This window comes from Enterococcus spodopteracolus (assembly GCF_030441955.1).
Classification (GTDB): Bacteria; Bacillota; Bacilli; order Lactobacillales; family Enterococcaceae; genus Enterococcus_B; species Enterococcus_B spodopteracolus.
The window spans coordinates 1-412 of record NZ_JARJHD010000131.1 but is presented as its reverse complement, the minus strand read 5'-3'; the positions used below and the strand labels follow the sequence as shown (position 1 = coordinate 412).

The 412-nt window shown below is 43.4% G+C and carries 1 protein-coding gene; it reads left to right on the top strand.

The window, feature by feature from the left end:
- On the top strand, positions 1-412 hold a 412-nt coding region (locus P3R27_RS14910; protein ID WP_301399205.1), incomplete at both ends, for a penicillin-binding transpeptidase domain-containing protein.

Here is a 412-nt window from a genome sequence, read left to right as displayed (position 1 = left end):
GCTTACAATGATGTATTATCGGGAACTGATGGTGAGATCGTTTATCAAAAAGATAACAATCAAAACCCGCTGCCCGGAACAGTAGCAGAGACCGTCGCAGCCGTTGACGGGAAAGACGTTTATACCACCATCGATAGTCGAATCCAAAGCTATTTGGAAACGCTGATGGACAGCGTCTTTAAAGAAAACAAACCAGAAAACTTAACAGCGAACTTAATGGATGCCAAAACCGGCGAAATCATAGCGATGGCGCAACGACCAACCTACAATCCAGAAAATTTGGATTCGATCAATGATTGGCAAAATCTGTTAGTTGAAGACAACTATGAGCCAGGATCAACCATGAAGATTTTGACGACAGCAGCTGCCATCGATCAAGGCATCTTCAATGAGAACGAAACCTTTACCCCAA